This window comes from Gordonia caeni (assembly GCF_039537105.1).
GTDB lineage: Bacteria > Actinomycetota > Actinomycetes > Mycobacteriales > Mycobacteriaceae > Gordonia > Gordonia caeni.
This window is the reverse complement of sequence record NZ_BAAAZW010000004.1, coordinates 264,563-279,321: the sequence shown is the minus strand read 5'-3', so window position 1 is coordinate 279,321 and position 14,759 is coordinate 264,563. Positions and strand designations below refer to the sequence as shown.

At 68.1% G+C, this 14,759-nt stretch carries 18 protein-coding genes; 11 read left to right on the top strand and 7 right to left on the bottom strand.

The window, feature by feature from the left end; all coding sequences use genetic code 11:
• The first annotated feature begins 161 nt into the window (after positions 1–161).
• The 4 genes from ABD732_RS08415 to ABD732_RS08400 all read left to right on the top strand — a co-directional run bounded on the left by ABD732_RS08415 (position 162) and on the right by ABD732_RS08400 (position 2,103).
• A complete protein-coding gene (locus ABD732_RS08415) occupies positions 162–533 on the top strand; it encodes a zinc ribbon domain-containing protein YjdM (protein ID WP_344782547.1) in 372 nt (123 codons plus the stop codon).
• Positions 534–616: 83 nt separating this feature from the next.
• Positions 617–976 carry a VOC family protein gene (locus ABD732_RS08410; RefSeq protein ID WP_344782545.1) on the top strand — a complete coding sequence of 120 codons (360 nt, stop codon included), beginning with the start codon at positions 617–619 and terminating at the stop codon, positions 974–976.
• A 22-nt stretch (positions 977–998) separates the two neighbouring features.
• Entirely contained in the window at positions 999–1,559 is a 561-nt protein-coding gene (locus ABD732_RS08405) for a dihydrofolate reductase family protein (RefSeq protein ID WP_344782543.1), read from the top strand.
• Between the two features lie 10 nt (positions 1,560–1,569).
• Positions 1,570–2,103: a putative immunity protein gene (locus tag ABD732_RS08400; RefSeq protein WP_344782541.1), complete on the top strand. Its 534-nt coding sequence runs from the start codon at positions 1,570–1,572 to the stop codon at positions 2,101–2,103.
• A gap of 17 nt (positions 2,104–2,120) precedes the next feature.
• Here ABD732_RS08400 and ABD732_RS08395 read toward each other — a convergent pair whose 3' ends face one another.
• Positions 2,121–2,732 (bottom strand): YdeI/OmpD-associated family protein, encoded by a 612-nt coding sequence (locus ABD732_RS08395; RefSeq protein WP_344782539.1) that lies wholly within the window; start codon positions 2,730–2,732, stop codon positions 2,121–2,123.
• Positions 2,729–3,670: a helix-turn-helix transcriptional regulator gene (locus ABD732_RS08390; RefSeq protein WP_344782537.1), complete on the bottom strand. Its 942-nt coding sequence runs from the start codon at positions 3,668–3,670 to the stop codon at positions 2,729–2,731. Before ABD732_RS08390 ends, ABD732_RS08395 begins: the two co-directional genes overlap by 4 nt.
• Before the next feature lie 126 nt (positions 3,671–3,796).
• Between ABD732_RS08390 and ABD732_RS08385 the strand changes: the two genes are divergently transcribed.
• Positions 3,797–4,771, top strand: a complete 975-nt coding sequence (locus ABD732_RS08385; RefSeq protein ID WP_344782535.1) for a glycoside hydrolase family protein — start codon at positions 3,797–3,799, stop codon at positions 4,769–4,771.
• A gap of 45 nt (positions 4,772–4,816) precedes the next feature.
• Positions 4,817–5,026, top strand: coding sequence for a DUF4287 domain-containing protein (locus ABD732_RS08380; protein WP_344782533.1), 210 nt, complete (start codon positions 4,817–4,819; stop codon positions 5,024–5,026).
• Here ABD732_RS08380 and ABD732_RS08375 read toward each other — a convergent pair.
• Entirely contained in the window at positions 5,011–5,379 is a 369-nt protein-coding gene (locus ABD732_RS08375) for an HNH endonuclease (protein WP_344782531.1), read from the bottom strand. The genes ABD732_RS08380 and ABD732_RS08375 overlap by 16 nt on opposite strands.
• 281 nt (positions 5,380–5,660) lie before the next feature.
• Between ABD732_RS08375 and ABD732_RS08370 the strand changes: the two genes are divergently transcribed.
• Positions 5,661–7,898 (top strand): NADP-dependent isocitrate dehydrogenase, encoded by a 2,238-nt coding sequence (locus ABD732_RS08370; RefSeq protein WP_344782529.1) that lies wholly within the window; start codon positions 5,661–5,663, stop codon positions 7,896–7,898.
• Positions 7,899–7,968: 70 nt separating this feature from the next.
• On the opposite strand, the gene ABD732_RS08365 is transcribed toward ABD732_RS08370, so the two are convergent.
• Positions 7,969–8,256 carry an Rdx family protein gene (locus ABD732_RS08365; RefSeq protein ID WP_344782528.1) on the bottom strand — a complete coding sequence of 96 codons (288 nt, stop codon included), beginning with the start codon at positions 8,254–8,256 and terminating at the stop codon, positions 7,969–7,971.
• A gap of 29 nt (positions 8,257–8,285) precedes the next feature.
• A complete protein-coding gene (locus ABD732_RS08360; RefSeq protein ID WP_344782527.1) occupies positions 8,286–9,065 on the bottom strand; it encodes an alpha/beta fold hydrolase in 780 nt (259 codons plus the stop codon).
• 52 nt (positions 9,066–9,117) lie between these two features.
• On the opposite strand from ABD732_RS08360, the gene ABD732_RS08355 reads away from it, so the two are divergent.
• Positions 9,118–10,884 (top strand): GNAT family N-acetyltransferase, encoded by a 1,767-nt coding sequence (locus ABD732_RS08355; protein ID WP_344782525.1) that lies wholly within the window; start codon positions 9,118–9,120, stop codon positions 10,882–10,884.
• Positions 10,885–10,886: 2 nt separating this feature from the next.
• On the opposite strand, the gene ABD732_RS08350 is transcribed toward ABD732_RS08355, so the two are convergent.
• Positions 10,887–11,267, bottom strand: coding sequence for a YbaN family protein (locus tag ABD732_RS08350; RefSeq protein WP_344782523.1), 381 nt, complete (start codon positions 11,265–11,267; stop codon positions 10,887–10,889).
• A 175-nt stretch (positions 11,268–11,442) separates the two neighbouring features.
• On the opposite strand from ABD732_RS08350, the gene ABD732_RS08345 reads away from it, so the two are divergent.
• Together ABD732_RS08345 and ABD732_RS08340 are read left to right on the top strand one after the other, a co-directional pair.
• Positions 11,443–12,846: an HNH endonuclease signature motif containing protein gene (locus ABD732_RS08345; RefSeq protein WP_344782521.1), complete on the top strand. Its 1,404-nt coding sequence runs from the start codon at positions 11,443–11,445 to the stop codon at positions 12,844–12,846.
• 242 nt (positions 12,847–13,088) lie between these two features.
• A complete protein-coding gene (locus ABD732_RS08340; protein ID WP_344782519.1) occupies positions 13,089–13,871 on the top strand; it encodes an enoyl-CoA hydratase in 783 nt (260 codons plus the stop codon).
• Here ABD732_RS08340 and ABD732_RS08335 read toward each other — a convergent pair.
• Positions 13,825–14,229 carry a DoxX family protein gene (locus ABD732_RS08335; RefSeq protein WP_344782517.1) on the bottom strand — a complete coding sequence of 135 codons (405 nt, stop codon included), beginning with the start codon at positions 14,227–14,229 and terminating at the stop codon, positions 13,825–13,827. The two genes, ABD732_RS08340 and ABD732_RS08335, sit on opposite strands and share 47 nt — an antisense overlap.
• 27 nt (positions 14,230–14,256) lie before the next feature.
• Between ABD732_RS08335 and ABD732_RS08330 the strand changes: the two genes are divergently transcribed.
• Positions 14,257–14,715 carry a peroxiredoxin gene (locus ABD732_RS08330; RefSeq protein ID WP_344782515.1) on the top strand — a complete coding sequence of 153 codons (459 nt, stop codon included), beginning with the start codon at positions 14,257–14,259 and terminating at the stop codon, positions 14,713–14,715.
• The last annotated feature ends 44 nt before the right edge of the window (positions 14,716–14,759 follow it).

Sequence of the window (14,759 nt, the reverse complement as noted above, 5' to 3'; positions counted from 1 at the left end):
TAGCCGAGCTCGTGTCGAAACGACGTTGGCGGTTTCCACTGCGCTCGACCTGCACGCCGGGCTCGACCAGCGTGAGCGGCGCAGCCCCGAGTCCTAGGATGAGCTATCGAGGGCGTGCCGGCGGAATCGGCGGCGGCCGAGGAACGTTGCGAGGAGCGCCCATGTCTGATGCAGAACTGCCGCCTTGTCCGGAGTGCGCCGCGGAGTTCACCTACGAGCAAGGCGCCATGTTCGTCTGCCCGATGTGCGGCCACGAATGGGCTTCGGCGCCGGACGCCGCCGAAGAAGCTGAGGCGGACCCCGGTGACCAGATCGTCGACTCCGCGGGCAACGTGCTCGCCGACGGCGACACGGTCACGGTCACGAAGACGGTCAAGATCAAAGGCGGTGGCGGAGGAGTCATCAAGGCGGGCACCAAGGTTCGCGACATCCGTCTGAACCCCGGAGGCGCGGCCGGGCACGACATCGACGCCAACGTGCCGGGCATCGGCCGCATGCAGCTCAAGTCCAGCGTGGTGAAGAAGGCCGGGTAGCCCGTCTGTGAGGCGTGCTCATCCCGACGAGGCGACCGAATCCGTTACGGTCGAAAAGAACCCCGATAACTGGAGGTGCCGAGATGGCTCAGCCGACCCACCACGCCGTCAGCTACATCGAGTTCGGCGTGACCGACCTCGCCGCTACCCGGCACTTCTACGAGACCGTGTTCGGATGGGAGTTCAACGACTACGGGCCCGCCTACAGCGGGATCAGATCCCCCGACGGCGACGGTGAGATCGGTGGGCTCGACCCGGGCGCACCCCCGAGCCAGAGCGGCCCCTTGGTGCTGCTCTACTCCGACGACCTGGACGCGACCGTCGAGGCCGTGCGCACGGCGGGCGGCACCGTCGTCGCCGAACCGTACTCCTTCCCCGGGGGCCGCCGATTCGAGTTCCACGATCCGAGCGGCAATCGCCTCGGCGTGTTCGGCGAGGCGTGAAGCCGGGACCGGACTGACGATCATGGGAACCCTCGCATACGCGGTGACGGTGTCGCTCGACGGCTACGCAGCCGACGCCGACGGCGACTTCCAGTGGACGGGCCCCTCCTCCGACGTGTTCGACGTCCACGTGGAGCGGATGGCCGAGGTGTCGACGGAAGTGCTGGGGCGGCGGACCTATGCGCTGATGGGGTATTGGGACGACTATCCCGACGACGACGGGACACCCGCCGAACGCGAGTTCGCCCGCCGGTGGCGGGCGGTGGACAAGGTGGTGGCGTCGTCGACGCTGACACCCGGCGAACTCGGACCCGGCAGCGTGCGCCTGGTGCCGGACCTGGATCTGGACCAGTTGCGGCGCATCGTCGACGCCGCACCGGGCGTCGTGGAGATCTTCGGTCCCACCCTCGCCGCCCCCGCGATCCGTGCCGGAATGGTCGACGAGTTCCATCTCTTCGTCGTCCCGAAACTCGTGGGCGGCGGGCTGCGCGCCCTGCCGGACGGTGTCGACCTCGACCTGACGCTCGCCGGCCACCGGGTCTTCGGCGACGGCCTGGTCTATCTGCGCTATCGGGCCGGGTGAGAGTACGGGAATGTCGTCGATGCAGACCCTCAGCGACGAGCAGCGGCGCATCCTCGCCCGGTGGGCCGCGGACTGCGCTGAACGCGTCCTCCCGCTGTTCGACGCCGGCGAGGCTGTTGCGACCGATCAGATCCGAGACGCCGTCGCCCGCACACGCGCGTACAGCGCGGGGGAGAGCACCGCGGCCGAGGAGATCGGCAAACGGTTCGTGGCGGTGAAGGCGGCCAAGGCCGCGACCACTCTCGCCGGTGCGGCGGCCGCCAGAGCCGTGGCGCAGGCTTCCGCGGTCGCGCACATGGGTGCTCACGCCCTGGGTACGGCGGCCTATGCGGCGAAGGCGGTCTCACTGGCGAACCCGGATCGTCCGGAGGCGGTCACCGACGAGATCAGGTGGCAGATCGCGCATCTGAGCGCGAGTCAGCGCGAAGCACTGAAGCAGCTGCCCCCGCTGGGCGCCGACTCATCCGGGCCCCTCGCCCCCGGCTTGCTGTCCCGCGGCGTTCTCGGTTCGACGATCCGCGAGATTCAGGCGCAGATCAGCTGACCGTCACGCCGACAGCTTCAGGGCGACGAGTTCCTTGAACGCGTTCCGGTCTGGTCGTCGGGGGCAGTGAGGCGGTCGACCAGGCGCTGTACGCGTCGCGCGAGGAGGTGATCGTCCGGTGCGGTGAGCAGCGGGTGGAGGGCACTGTAGCGCTCGGTGCGAGTCAGGCGTTCGAATGCCGCCCGGGCTCCGGGCGCGGCATCGAGTGCCGCGTCCAATGCGGCCGGTGGAGTCGCCGTCGACGGACCCGCGTACGCGCGATCCCAGCGCCCATCGGATCTGGCGCGCTCGATCTCGGCTGACCCCCGTGGTCGAAGCCGGCCGTCGGCGCCGAGCCGGGCCACGATGTCGACGTTGCGCTGAGACCAGGCCGAGCGGGCACGGCGCGGCGTGAACCGCTGCAGAAAAGTGTGCTCGTCGTAGCGCCTGCGCTGACCGTCGATCCACCCGCTGCACAGGGCCTCTTCGAGTGCCTGCTGGTAGGTGATCGATGTCGGGGTGACCACGTTCTTCTTGGCCAGGAGCAGCCACACGCCGTCGGAGGTGTCCTCGTGGTCGGTCAGCCATTCCCGCCATCGCCGGACGTCCGCCAGGATCAGCGGTGCCGCACCGGCCGCCTGCTCACTCATGATCTCCCCTGGTGGAGGCGCTGCTCCAGTTGGTGGGCTGCGCGCGTCAGGCCCTCTGGGCCGACGATCCGGAACTCGGAGTCGAAACGTGCGATCGAAGCGAGCAGCCCCGTCCACGACCAGGACCCCATCGTCAATCGCGTGGTGTGTGCGGTCAGCGCCTCCACCTGACCGTCGTGCACCCACTGGGCCACCTCGTGGGCGGGAAGGTCGATCTCGACGACGCCGATGCACGGCCATTCGTCCACCGATTCCGAACCTTTCGAGCGGGCGGCCAAGAACGTCGCCGGATTGCCCGTCGGTATCGGTCTCGGTTCGAAAACAGGACCGGTCGGGGTGCGCAGCGTCATCCGGTCGAGGCGATAGGTCCGCCAGTCTTCCCTGTCCAGATCCCAGCCCACCAGGTACCAGCGGGTGTTCCGTGACACGAGCCCGTGCGGTTGTACCCGCCGGGGCGGGCCGTCGGGATCGCGGTAGCCGAAGCGGAGCGTCATCTGCTGGCGGACGGCCGTCCCGACCGTCTCCAGCGTTTCGGGGGTGACGGAGACTGCGGCGGCACCGCTGGTGAAGTGCACGCCGTCGACGCGGTGGCGCAGCCGCGAGGGCAGCACCTGACGGATCGTCGCCAGCGCCCGCTGTGCAGCTTCGTCGATCTCCACCCCGGTGGCGGAGGAGTTGCGCAGGGCGATGGCGATGGCGATGGCCTGTTCGTCGTCGAAGCGCAGCGGGGGCAGTTCGGTGCCTGCTTCCAGGCGGTACCCGCCTTCCGGTCCCTTGTCGGCATGGATGCGATACCCCAGTTCGCGAAGCCGATCGACGTCGCGGCGCACGGTGCGCGTCGTGACGTCGAGTCGCTCGGCCAGCATCGGTCCCGGCCACGCCCGAGGTACCTGCAGGAGCGACAGCAGGGTCAGCACGCGCGAGGAGGTGTCCGCCATGCTGTCATTCTGCCCGCGGAAGCGGACTGATCGTGTCCTCTACCGCCAACCGCGGCGGTGTAACAGTTCGGCACCCATGTGACTGATGGTGCAGATGATGTGTGTGTTGTCATCGATACTCCACTCGTGAGACTCACCAGGCGCACCGGGCGTGCCGTCGTAGCGGCGGTAGTGCTGGCTGTCGTGGGATTGCTGGTCGTCGCCGCCCCGGGCGGCAGCGCAGCCGCCCCGACCGAATCGCGGTACACGATGGTGGCGTTCAGCAACGCCAGCGCCCGCGACATGGATGTGTACTCCTCGACCGACGGCACCGATTTCCAGCCCGTCAAGAAGTCGGCCTATCGGCCGCCGTCGGGGTTCGTGCGTGACCCGAGCATCTTCCGGCACACCGACGGGCAGTACTACGTCACCCACACGACCGCAGACGGCGCGAACATCGGCTTCGCCCGCAGCAGCGACCGCATCACCTGGACGCCGATGGCGAGTTGGCCGGTGCCGTTGTGCTGTGCCTTCCTGCCGGGTACCGGTGACGGCAAGGGGCCGGTGAACCCACTCGGCATCAACGGCTCCGCGGGATTCAAGGACGGACCGTCGCTGTCGCCGTTCACCACCAAGGCGTGGGCGCCGGAATGGTTCGTCGACGGCGGCCGCGTCCACATCATCATGTCGATGTCGACAGGGGGCGGCTTCGTGCCGTATCTGCTGACCGCGCTGGACTCGTCGCTCCAGCGCTGGAGCTGGCCGGTGCCGCTGGACGGGCTGGGTGCCGACCGCATCGACACCACGGTGGTCAAGCTCGGATCGACCTACCACGCGTTCACCAAGAACGAGACCAAGAAGGTGATCGAGCACGCGGTCGCTCCCGCACTGCGGGGGCCGTACTCGTTTGTGCCGCCGGGTGATTGGGGAACTCTGGTCGAGGGACCGGCCGTGACTCAGCTGCCGAACGGGGACTGGAGGCTCTATCTGGACGCCTACAAGGACGGCAAGTACCTCTACTCCGACAGCAGCGACGGCATGAACACCTGGTCGCCGGTGAAGGAACTGCCGGGCCTGTCCGGCACGGTGCGGCACTTCGGTGTGCTGCGCGAGCCGACGTAGCGGCGGCGGTTACGCTCGAACCAGCTGAATCGAGGAGTGGTCACCATGGCCGATCAGGTGAAAGGTCCGAGGTCGTACTTCCCGTCCATCGAGGCGAAGTACGGAAAGTCGATCGACGAATGGATCGAGGAACTGCGGCCGCACGCCGGGAAGAAGCACGGCCTGCAGGTCGAGGTCCTCAAGGCGCAAGGCATGGGCCACGGTCACGCGAACGCGCTGGTGCACGTCTTTCGATCGGACTACGACGGCGCCTGATCGCTCTCGCCGGCGGCGTCGGCGATCGCCCGGGTGATCTGGAACTGCCGCACCAGGAACCGGTGCTCGTCCAACTTCTTGCGGCGCATCCATTGCGTCACTTCGGAATTGCACTTGCTGGCGTTGCACGAGCGGCACGCCGGCACCACGTTGTCCACGGTGTAGCGGCCGCCCCGGGAGATCGGCAGGATGCAGTCTTTCTGTGGGGCCTCGTCGGGTTGCCCGCAGTAGGCGCAACCGCCCCATTCGACGGTCAGGGATGTCCACTGGGCCGGGGTGAGGTCGTGGTCGGCGGCGGACATCCGGCGCCGCCTGCGCCGCGCGTACACCGCCGTCCGGGTGCGTCGTGCCATGTCGCTGATCCTAGGTCGCCGGCCGCGCCGCCCGCCGCCGGACTCGCCCGGGTGAGCCGCCGCGGGAGGTCTCCGTGGCGCTGTCGGGCGGCCCGCCCGACACGCCCTTGGTGCTGCATACAGCAAGCAGGCCAGGTCAGTGGCGAAACGACGTGTGTGTCACCTCGCAATATCGACGTAGGTTCGCGGAATGTCACAAGTGGAGAGAGAATGTCAGCGACGAGTTAGACACGGATGTTCCACAAGAACGCGATCCGACGAGCCGAAAGAGTCGACACCATATGACCTCCGAGAACCAGAAGATCATCTACACGCTGACCGACGAGGCTCCGCGACTTGCGACGTCTGCATTTCTGCCGATCGTCCGCACTTTCGCCGAGCCCGCGGGTATCGATGTCGAGACCAGCGACATCTCCGTCAGCGCGCGGATCCTGGCCGCCTTCCCGGACTACCTGACCGAGGAGCAGCGAGTTCCCGACAACCTCGCCGAACTCGGCAAGCTCACTCAGCTTCCGGACACCAACATCATCAAGCTGCCCAACATCAGCGCCTCGGTCCCGCAGCTGAACGCCGCGATCCACGAGCTGCAGCAGAAGGGCTACGCCGTTCCCGACTATCCGCAGGATCCCAAGACGCCGGAGGAAGAGGAGATCCGCGATCGTTACTCGGCATGCCTGGGTAGCGCGGTGAATCCCGTTCTGCGCGAAGGTAACTCGGATCGTCGTGCGCCGAAGGCGGTCAAGGAGTACGCCCGCCAGAACCCGCACAGCATGGGCAAGTGGTCGATGGCCTCGCAGTCGCATGTCGCGCACATGGTCGAGGGCGACTTCTACGCCGGCGAGAAGTCGATGATCCTGGACCACGGCTGCGATGCGCGCATGGAGGTCGTCACGGCGAGCGGCGAGACCATCGTGCTCAAGGAGAAGGTCGCCCTCGACGACGGCGACATCATCGACAGCATGTTCATGAGCAAGAAGGCGCTGCTGGAGTTCTACGAAGAGCAGCTCAACGACGCCCGCGACACCGGTGTCATGTTCTCGCTGCACGTCAAGGCCACCATGATGAAGGTCTCGCACCCGATCGTCTTCGGTCACTGCGTCAAGGTCTTCTACAAGGACGCCTTCGCCAAGCACGGCGAGCTGTTCGACGAGCTGGGCGTCAACGTGAACAACGGTCTGGCCGACCTGTACGAGAAGATCGACACGCTGCCGGCCTCCAAGCGCGAAGAAGTGGTCGAGGACCTGCACCGCTGCCACGAGAACCGTCCGGAGCTGGCGATGGTCGATTCGGCGCGCGGTATCTCGAACTTCCACTCGCCCAGCGATGTGATCGTCGACGCCTCGATGCCGGCCATGATCCGCATCGGCGGCAAGATGTACGGCGCCGACGGCCGCAAGAAGGACACCAAGGCCGTGATGCCGGAGTCGACCTTCGCGCGGATCTACCAGGAGATCATCAACTTCTGTAAGACCAACGGCGCCTTCGATCCCACCACCATGGGCACCGTGCCAAACGTCGGCCTGATGGCCCAGCAGGCCGAGGAGTACGGGTCGCACGACAAGACCTTCGAGGTCCCGGAGGACGGCGTCGCCAACATCGTCGATTGCTCCACCGGCGAGGTGCTGCTGTCCCAGGACGTCGAAGCCGGTGACATCTGGCGGATGTGCATCGTCAAGGACGCGCCGATCCGCGATTGGGTGAAGCTGGCCGTGACGCGGGCGCGCGCCTCGGGCATGCCTGCGGTGTTCTGGCTCGACCCGTACCGCCCGCACGAGAACAACCTGATCACCAAGGTGCGCGAGTATCTTGCGGACGAAGACACCGAGGGTCTGGACATCCAGATCATGTCGCAGGTCCGCGCCATGCGGTACACGCTGGAGCGCGCCATGCGCGGCCTGGACACCATCTCGGTGACCGGCAACATCCTGCGCGACTACCTGACCGACCTGTTCCCGATCCTGGAACTGGGCACCAGCGCCAAGATGCTGTCGATCGTGCCGCTGATGGCCGGCGGCGGCCTGTACGAGACCGGTGCCGGCGGCTCGGCGCCCAAGCACGTCAAGCAGCTGGTGGAGGAGAACCACCTGCGGTGGGATTCGCTGGGCGAGTTCCTCGCGCTGGCGGCGAGCCTGGACGACATGGGCCGCAAGTACCAGAACCCCAAGGCCAAGGTGCTCGGTGACACGCTCGACGCGGCCACCGGCAAGCTCCTGGAGAACCGGAAGTCGCCGTCGCGCAAGACCGGCGAGCTCGACAACCGCGGCAGCCAGTTCTACCTGGCCCTGTACTGGGCGCAAGAGCTGGCCGCCCAGACCGAGGACGCCGAGTTGGCGGCGCACTTCGCGCCGCTCGCCGAGCAGCTGGCCGCGCACGAGGACGAGATCCTGACCGAGCTCTCCGAGGTGCAGGGCAAGTCCGTCGACCTCGGCGGCTACTACGCGGCCGACGTCGAGAAGCTCCAGCAGGTGATGTGCCCGAGCGAGACGCTCAACTCGACACTCGCCTCGGCTCGCGGCTGACCCGCGACGAACGACGATCCTCTGCCGCCGGGCTCCGAGCCCGGCGGCAGAGTCGTCGCGGCGCCCGGCGCTACTCGGGTGCGCTCTGGTCGGCGTGGCCCAGGTTCCAGTCCGGGAAGGCGACGTCCCGGACCACGCGCTTGAGGGCCGCGGCATCCGGGAAGCCGTTGTCGCGCTTACGCTCCCAGATCTGCTGGCCGTCGACGTCGATGTGGAAGACGCCCCCGGTGCCGGGCACCAGGGTGACCGAACCGAGCTCGGTGCCGAAGGTGTTGAGCAGTTCGCCTGCCATCCACGAGGCGCGTAGCAGCCAGTTGCACTGGGTGCAGTAGGTGATCGTGATCCGTGGGGCGCTCATCGGTTCACAGTGCCAGATCGCCGCGCGGCTCAGCCGAAGCGGACGACGTCGTCGTGGAGCATCGCCGGCCAGCGTCTGACGTCGTCGGGGGTGTGCGCGACGGTCAGCGCGGCCTGGGGGAGTAGTTCGGCGAGAGCCTCGGCCGTGGACATCGGGTGTGACGGGTCGTCCACCCAGGCGAGTATCCGGACCGGGACGTCCACCCGTGCGAGCTCGGCCGGATCGGGCAGATCACTTCTCGACGCGCCACGGAACACCGACGGCAGCAGATCATCGGCGACCTCCGGCATGGTCTCCGGGCGCCCGACGGTGGCCGGGGGCTGGGGCGCGTCCGCGCCGGCGGCCAGGAAGGCGCCGAGCCCCTGCTCCTCGATCAGGTCTGCGTTGGCCAGGTAGGTCTGCGACTGGCCGCGTCGCGAATCCCAGGCGGTGGGCGGCAGCAGCACGGTCAGGCCGCTGAACAGTTCCGGCCGGCGGACAGCCGCGTGCAGAAGGGTTCCGCAGCCCATAGAGGTGCCGACACCGTAGACCGACTCTCCGGGGAACCGATCGGCCAACAGCAGGAGCAGGTCGTCGGCCAGATACGGCCAGCAATAGTCGCTCGGCTCGGGGCGGCCGGTCGACCGGCCGTGACCGCGGGCGTCGTAGCGCAGCAGCCGGGTTCCCGACAGGCCCACGCCGAGGTCCAGATCCAGGACACGGTCGCGGTCGCGGCTGGAGGTGAGCCCGTGAAGCTGCACCACCGGGTGACCGCCCTCGTCGCTCAGTTCCCATGCGAGTTCGGCGTCGGGCACCGGGAACATCGTCATCGCTGATTCCTTACGTAACAGGACGGAAACTCGGGGTCGCTAGATTACCGCCATGCGGCTCACCAACGTCGCGCACCTGCGCCTCCCGTTCGGCCGGTTGTACGGCTACGACCTCGCCGTGTCTCCGGCCGATGAGCAGTTGCCGATCTCGTTCGATCAGCGTCGGCACGTCGGTGCCGGGGAACGGCCGGGGTCGTGGATGGCGCTCTCGTTCCACCTGTCCGAGCCGGTGCCCCGTGATCACCTCGCCCGGGCTTGGCTGACGGTGATCGCACGCCACGGTACGCTCCGCTCGGCCTTCTCGCCGGGTGACGACGGCGAGCCCCGCCTGCAGGCGATCGAGGTCTCCGAGGGGGCGTGGCGCGAGCATTCGATCGGCCCGGGACAAGCGGTCAACGATGCGCTCCGGGACGTCCTGGACGGCTCCTGCTCGCCGTACTCGGCTCCGGCGCATCGGCTCTGCGTCCTGGAGACGGCGGCCGGCCCGACGGTGGTGGTCGCGGCCGATCATTCGCACGTCGACATGTGGTCGATGCTGGTGATCCTGCGCGATCTGCTGGCGGCGCTGGACGATGTCCGCGCCGGCCGCACTCCGACGGCCGGCCCGGTCCCGCCCTTCGCCGACCACACTCGGGCACTCGTCGCCCGGCCGGCGGCGCCGGACCGCGTCCGCGCGCGGTGGGCGGAGATCCTCGCCGACAGCGGTGGGGTGATGCCGCGGTTCCCGCTGCCGTTGGGGGCGGCCGAGGTGCAACTGGAGCGGGTCGAGATCCGTGACGTGTTCGACGTCGACGACAGCGCGGCGTTCTCCGCGCAGGCGCGAGGGGACGGCGTCTCCACACTGGCACTGGCGGTGGCGGCGATGACCGACGTGACCCGCGAGCTCTCCTGCGCCCCGCTGCGGGCGGTGTTTCCGGTGCACAGCCGCTACGACGCCACCTGGCACGACTCCGTCGGCTGGTTCATCACCAACTCGGTGCTCGAGTCGTTGACGCCGGATCCGGTGGCGGCCGCCGCGTCGGTCCGGGAGGCGGTGGATCTGGGGTCGTGGCCGCTCGAGGACGTACTGGCGCCGTGGGGAGGCATGCCTGAGGCGCCCGGAATGTTCGCCATCTCCTGGCTGGATCTGCGCCGGCTCCCGGTCCGGGTCGACGCGGTGGGCCTGGATGCGCAGTACGTGGGGGCGACGATCCGGACCGACGGGGTGATGCTGTGGTTCATCCTCGACGGGACGGGGCTGCACCTGCGCTGCCGGTATCCGGACACCGCCGAAGCCCGGGCCAACGTCGGAGCGTGGCTGGATCTGCTGGTCGCCCGGCTGCAGGCGGGGGCGCGCTCATCGGTGGGGGCGCAGTTGGCCGTCGGTGCGCGGAGCTTCCGCGTCGAGCGGGCCCGGCGCGGCGACGTGCCGGCGATCGTCGCGTTGCTGGCCGACGACGAGATCGGCCGCACCCGCGAAGTGGACGAGTATGCGCCGTACGAGGCGGCGTTCGACGTCGTCGCCCGGGACCGGTCGCACTACCTGGCGGTGGTGCGTGACGACGGTGACCGGATCGTGGGCACCATGCAGTTGACCGTTCTCCCCGGGCTGACGCGGAGTGGAACCACGCGGCTTCAGGTGGAGGGGTTGCGGGTGGCCGCGAGTGAGCGGTCCGGAGGGCTCGGTACCGCGATGCTGGAGTGGGCGCACGACCACGGTCGTGCCCACGGTGCGACCCTCACCCAGGTGACCACCGACGAAGCTCGCGACCGGGCCCGTGCCTTCTACGGGCGACTCGGCTACGGCGCCGATCACGTGGGGCTCAAACGCGCCCTGTGACGTCAGTGGCCGTCCGGTTCGGGCCGCAGCCACAACCACGTGCACACGGTCGCCATGATCACCGTGACCGCGATCGGCACCCACAGTTTCGGCGTGATCACGAACAGCAGTATCGCGCAGAAGGCCATCATGACGGTGGCGAGGATCTTCGCGCGCCTGCTGATCGCGCCGTGCTCTTGCCATTCGAGGAACATCGGCCCCAGGCGGGAGTCGCTGAGCAACCGGGCATGCAGCTTCTCCGATCCCCGCGCCGCCGCGAACGCGGCCAGCAGAATGAACGGCACCGTCGGGAGAACCGGCACGACGATCCCCACCAGCCCGAGCCCCAGCGACACGTAGGCGACCACCCACCACAACCAGCGGAACCGGGTCGTGGTGGCCATGCTCCCCACGATAAAGACTCCGGCCCGGCCGCCGGATCAGGGTTTGTCGGAGGCCGGGGTTACATTAAGAATAGAACACCAGTTCGAATGGCTGAGTGGTCGCCGGTTCCGCGAGGATCTGGGGCTCGACCAGCGTGAACGGTGTTCACGAGTGACTCGTTCGGGGGATCGAGAAGTGAATTCACAGCACTTGACCGCGTTCGCCGACCGGCTGGCCGATGACCTCACCAGCCCGCCGGATGACGGTGATGACGGCGGTGGGCTGGCTGCGTTCCTGGAGGGGGTGCGTCCGGTCGACGACGATCGGGAGCTTCTGGCGGTGATGGCCGGTTTGATCCGGTTGCGAAACATCGTCGACCACGCCCTGGTGCGCGGGATCGAGACGGCGGAGCGGACAGGAGTGCCGGGGCGCAAGCGGGTGCGCTCGGGCGCGAATCTGCTGATGGAGCTCGGGATGGTGCCCGGGTCGGCGCACCGGGTGGTCCGGCTGGGCAGGGCAGTGGCGGCGGTGCCGCAGGTGGCCCGGGGGATGCGGGATGGGGCGGTGCCGGCCGAGCTCGGTGATGCGGTGGTGCGCGGTCTGGAGTACGTGGCCCGCCGCATCGACGTACCCGAAGCCGATCAGGCGCGGGTGCTGGCCTCGTTGATGGTGCAGACCACTCCCGCGAAGGTTGATGAGAAGGCCCGAGCCTGGGCCCTGCGCCTGACCCCGGCAGAACCCGACGACGAGGGCGAGGCGGTGCCGGTGGCCGAGAACATTGACTTGAACGAGATGACGGTCGTGCAGGGGGAGGACGGGAGGGTCAGCGTCACCGTCGACTTGGACGTCGTGGCCGGAGAAGAACTGCATGCGGCGCTGGATCCGTTGTGCCGCCCGGTCCCCGAACCCGACGGATCCCCGGACAGGAGGTCGGCCGAACGACGCCGTGCCGACGCGTTGGCGCAAATGGTGCGCACGTATCTGGCCGGCAGTGAGCGGCCCGTCTCCGGAGGGGTGTTGCCGCACGTCAGTCTGGTGGTGCCCGCGTGGGTGACCCGGAACGGCCGGCCGATCCTCGACCGGGAACAGGCCGGGGAGGCGACGGTGATGGTGCCCGTGGACCTTGAGGCGGAGTTGGCACGGGTGCCGGCGCTGGGGTTCACCGGGCCGGTCTCGGCGCGTACCGCGGAGTTGGTGATGTGTGACGCCTCGGTGTGCGCGGCTCTGATCGATGGGGAAGGTGTTCCGTTGAGCGTGGGACGGGACAACCGGTTGTTTCCGGTGGGGATCCGCAAAGCCCTGGCCATCCGGGACCGCGGGTGCGCGTTTCCCGGGTGCGGGGCGGCGGTGGGGTGGTGCGATGCCCATCATGTCGAGCACTGGGAACACGGCGGCGACACCTGTCTGGGCAACGGGGTGTTGTTGTGCCGGCGCCATCACACGCTGATCCATCACAGCGGATGGGAAGTGTTCATCGAACGCGACGGCCACCCCTGGTTCCTGCCTCCGGTCGACCCCGAGCACCCGAACCGGATCCGTGAGCCGTTGCGCTCGCACGGGCGGCGAACACTGACCTGTCTGCCGACCGCCGCCGCCTGAGCACTGAGACTTCTACAGATCTGACCTGCCGCCACCTGACCGCCTGACGAGAACTGCCGGACCGCTACGGATCCGGGCGCTGTGAGACCAACCGAATAGTCGTGCCGGACACGCTGTCCGGTGCGGTGCGTTGTTTGAGAATTTCATAGTGGGCCGCCGCCTTGCCGTTGTCGCGGTGTTGCCGGGCGGGACGATAGCCGAATCGGGCGCCTGAATGCGTCCGATCGCGAGACAATGGACCCATGAGCGAAACCATCACCGCGGTGTCGGCGGAGATCATCGAGCCGATCGGCACCATCACTCTCCGCGAAGCACAGCGCCGAAATCCGCTTTCGCGGAAGACGATGCAGAAGATCACCCGACTCCTCCGCGAGATGAGCGACGACCCGCGGGTGCGAGTGATCGTCATCGCCGCCGAAGGGCCGGCGTTCTCGGCCGGGCACGATCTCACCGAAGTCGTCGGTGCCACCCTCGAGGACGAACAGGTGGTCTTCGCCGCCTGCTCGGAACTGATGACCACCGTGCACGAGGTCCGGCAGCCGGTGATCGCACAGGTGCAGGGCATGGCACTGGCCGCAGGCTGTCAACTGGTGGCGACCTGCGACTTGGCCGTCGCCGCCGACGACGCCAGATTCGGCACTCCGGGCGTCAAGATCGGCCTGTTCTGCTCGACACCGATGGTCCCCCTGACGCGCGCCGTCGGCCGCAAGCGGGCCATGAAGATGCTGCTCACCGGCGACATGATCGACGCCGCGACCGCCGCCGACTGGGGACTGATCAATGACGTGGTGCCGGCCGACGAACTCGCCCAGACGGTCGCCGAGCTCGCCGGTGCGATCGCGGCCTCCAGCAGTGCGACGCTCGCCATCGGCAAGCGTGCCTTCTACGACCAGGTCGACGTCAGCGAACGCGAGGCCTACCGGATGATGACGACCACGATGGCCGCCAACGCCGTGATGCACGATGCCCAGGAAGGGATCACCGCGTTCCTGGAGAAGCGTTCGCCGGTGTGGGAGGACCGGTGACCGCGAGTGCGCTGTAGAAGGCGAGCAGCGAGGTTGCAGCGGCGAAGTTGAGACGCAGATCGCGGGCGCGCAGGTGAGAGCCGACTGCCAGCGAGAAATACAGGGTGAGCATCACCGCGGTCAGCCGGGCCAGGCCGGGAGACAGGCGCGCACTTGCCAGCCCGACCGCCGAGGCGCCCTTGATGATGGGAAAGATCCAGCGCCCCTCCGCGGGGAAGCCCACATCGTCCAGGCAACGGCGGATGTAGTCGATCGGCTTCACACAGGCGGCCGCATCGGCAGCCTGTCCGGCCGCGGCCAGGTAGTAAAGCTCCGGACTTCGCAGCACTCGCTGCAGACCGCTGGCGTCAGTGCTCATATCCCGATTCTACGGCAGACTGGACGGATGAAACCCGGTGACAAGGCCCCCGATTTCGCGCTTCCCGACCAGACGGGCACGACGCGCCGTCTCTCCGAACTGCTGAACGACGGCCCCGTCGTGCTCTTCTTCTACCCGGCCGCGTTCACCCCCGGCTGCACCAAGGAGGCCTGTCACTTCCGCGACCTCGGTGCCGAGTTCGCTGCTGCCGGAGTGCAGCGCATCGGCATCAGCCGCGACGACGTGGAGAAGCAGGGACGGTGGACCGACGAGCACGGTCTGGATTATCCGCTTCTGTCTGATGTCGACGGAGAGGTCGCGAAAGCCTATGGCGTGCAACGTGGTTCGCTGCTGAAAGCGGTGGGAATGCCGACCAAGCGCACCACGTTCGCGATTCGCGCCGACGGCACCGTCGCCGAGGTGATCGCCTCGGAGACCAACATGTCGGTGCACGCCGACAAGGCGCTGGCCTCGCTGCACGGCTGAGCCCCAGAAACAGCGGCAGAACCGCGAAAGCCGCACCCCGAGGG

Coding starts and splice junctions, on each gene's coding strand:
- ABD732_RS08340 (WP_344782519.1), top strand. CDS start 13,089: ATGAGCGAAACCATCACCGCGGTGTCGGCGGAGATCATCGAGCCGATC.
- ABD732_RS08400 (WP_344782541.1), top strand. CDS start 1,570: ATGTCGTCGATGCAGACCCTCAGCGACGAGCAGCGGCGCATCCTCGCC.
- ABD732_RS08415 (WP_344782547.1), top strand. CDS start 162: ATGTCTGATGCAGAACTGCCGCCTTGTCCGGAGTGCGCCGCGGAGTTC.
- ABD732_RS08330 (WP_344782515.1), top strand. CDS start 14,257: ATGAAACCCGGTGACAAGGCCCCCGATTTCGCGCTTCCCGACCAGACG.
- ABD732_RS08375 (WP_344782531.1), bottom strand. CDS start 5,379: ATGGCACGACGCACCCGGACGGCGGTGTACGCGCGGCGCAGGCGGCGC.
- ABD732_RS08335 (WP_344782517.1), bottom strand. CDS start 14,229: ATGAGCACTGACGCCAGCGGTCTGCAGCGAGTGCTGCGAAGTCCGGAG.
- ABD732_RS08380 (WP_344782533.1), top strand. CDS start 4,817: ATGGCCGATCAGGTGAAAGGTCCGAGGTCGTACTTCCCGTCCATCGAG.
- ABD732_RS08405 (WP_344782543.1), top strand. CDS start 999: ATGGGAACCCTCGCATACGCGGTGACGGTGTCGCTCGACGGCTACGCA.
- ABD732_RS08390 (WP_344782537.1), bottom strand. CDS start 3,670: ATGGCGGACACCTCCTCGCGCGTGCTGACCCTGCTGTCGCTCCTGCAG.
- ABD732_RS08370 (WP_344782529.1), top strand. CDS start 5,661: ATGACCTCCGAGAACCAGAAGATCATCTACACGCTGACCGACGAGGCT.
- ABD732_RS08350 (WP_344782523.1), bottom strand. CDS start 11,267: ATGGCCACCACGACCCGGTTCCGCTGGTTGTGGTGGGTGGTCGCCTAC.
- ABD732_RS08360 (WP_344782527.1), bottom strand. CDS start 9,065: ATGACGATGTTCCCGGTGCCCGACGCCGAACTCGCATGGGAACTGAGC.
- ABD732_RS08355 (WP_344782525.1), top strand. CDS start 9,118: ATGCGGCTCACCAACGTCGCGCACCTGCGCCTCCCGTTCGGCCGGTTG.
- ABD732_RS08365 (WP_344782528.1), bottom strand. CDS start 8,256: ATGAGCGCCCCACGGATCACGATCACCTACTGCACCCAGTGCAACTGG.
- ABD732_RS08395 (WP_344782539.1), bottom strand. CDS start 2,732: ATGAGTGAGCAGGCGGCCGGTGCGGCACCGCTGATCCTGGCGGACGTC.
- ABD732_RS08410 (WP_344782545.1), top strand. CDS start 617: ATGGCTCAGCCGACCCACCACGCCGTCAGCTACATCGAGTTCGGCGTG.